We start from the raw sequence: 1,748 nt of genomic DNA on the forward strand, positions 1-1,748 counted from the left end.
CTTATCCAGAATGTGATTACACACGTAATATCGATGGTGAAGAAGCGGAAAGCAATGAACCAGAAGTCGTGGACGGTCGCAAGTGTCCTAAATGTGAGTCAGATTTATGGGTGCGAACAGGTCGTTACGGTAAATTTATTGGTTGCAGCAGTTATCCAAAATGTAAACATATTGAATCATTGGAGCAACCGACCAATACTGGGGTAACGTGCCCGCAGTGCAATAAAGGTGAAATCCTGACGCGAAAATCTCGCCGCGGTAAGATTTTCTATTCTTGTTCTGGTTATCCAGACTGTGATTATGCGTTATGGAATGAACCTTTGGCAGAAGCATGCCCTGATTGCCAGTGGCCGATTCTCACGGTTAAAACAACTAAAAGTCGTGGTACAGAAAAAGTCTGCCCACAGAAAGAATGTGGCTTTACCGAGAAGGTTGAATCAGCTTAAATTTAATTAGATTAGTTGGGTTGGCGGAGTGTTATCATCCGCTAGCCTTATTTTCGCAGCTGCTTGAACTTAGCCTCTAGCCCCGCTGACTTGATCACGGTATTGACGATGGTTTCTTGTTCTTTCAGTGCCGCGACGGTTTCATCGAGCAACTTTCTATCTTTTTCTAATAAACTACGTTTTAAATCAATGCCGTAATAAATGAGGTTATCAAATTTATTAAACAGCGGTTTAACCTTAGAGGTCTCTAGAAAAGCGCTGTTTTTTTCTATAACGGCGGAGTAATAGTCCTTTTTTGCTATATATTTTGGCGTCCACTGGAAGTTTCTGTATCGAGTGAAACCATAGGCATCATCTGCTTTTTTATGTTTTTTGAACGCGGTTAAAAGCGTATTAACGGTCTCTAAGTAGGTGTTGGCAAAGCTTAGGGTGAACGCATCAATATTGTCTGCATTCAGTTCAAGAATTTCAGTTCCTGGGGCGGTGTCATTTTCAGTGCTGTTATCGCTGCAGCCGACAAGGAAAAGACTTAGGCATAAGCAGAGTAATAAAAGGTTAGGTTTAAAAGCGGACGGTGTATGCAGACCAAAATTAATGTCATAGCGACTATTTATTTTGTTCTCAGTTGTACTGAAATTCATCATTTTGCAAACCTCAAAACCTCTACGGGTACTTTCTAATCTACCTTGAATTGGGAAAAAGTTCTAGGGACGGTTTTTTGGTTTTAATGATGTAAAGGGCAGAGACGCTAAATCCGACTATTGTTGTAGAGATTGGGTTTGGATAATGTTGTCTAGAAAACCCAGCGTTTCCAGAATGAAAACGCTGGGTGAACTTATTTAGAACGAATAAACTATTCCGCCGGTAATAAGATCGATATCGGCATCAGCAACATCATTGAATCGTTCCCTCTCAACACGTACGCCTAAGCTATCCGTGAAGGAATAGCCGATTCCAGCACCAAACATAATGTCTGTACCGCTATTATCACAGCAGCAGATGAGGCGCTAAAACCATTAGCATCGAATTCTGCAGTTGCAGCACTAGCATCGATAGTTTTTCCTTGAGCTGAACGGGGTAGCGGTAAATTAATTAGCCTTTAAGTCATTAAACGATTGATGGGCGATGTTTGTTGCTTGCTCGACCGTGCTAGCTAATACGTTAAAGTGGCCCATTTTCCGGCCAGTACGGGCTTCTTTTTTACCATACAAATGCAATTTATTTTCTGGGCGAGATAATAAGCTATCCCAGTGAGGCTCACTCTTACCCCAAACGTCACCAAGAATGTTAATCATGACAACG

At 41.6% G+C, this 1,748-nt stretch carries 3 protein-coding genes; 1 reads left to right on the forward strand and 2 read right to left on the reverse strand.

The features are described from left to right. Window positions 1-446, forward strand: a 446-nt coding sequence (locus tag AC3AYF_RS20670; protein WP_487780349.1) for a DNA topoisomerase family protein, incomplete at its 5' end; no start/stop codon positions are given. 47 nt (window positions 447-493) lie between these two features. Here the strand turns inward: AC3AYF_RS20670 and AC3AYF_RS20675 are convergent. Both AC3AYF_RS20675 and AC3AYF_RS20680 read right to left on the reverse strand, forming a co-directional pair. Then, the gene (locus AC3AYF_RS20675; RefSeq protein WP_487780350.1) at window positions 494-1,090 is read right to left on the reverse strand and encodes a hypothetical protein; all 597 of its coding nucleotides are present in this window, start codon (window positions 1,088-1,090) and stop codon (window positions 494-496) included. Window positions 1,091-1,534: 444 nt separating this feature from the next. Next, window positions 1,535-1,748: hypothetical protein (locus AC3AYF_RS20680; protein ID WP_487780351.1), on the reverse strand; the 214-nt coding region annotated here is incomplete at its 5' end.

This window comes from Salinicola sp. (genome assembly GCF_982684285.1).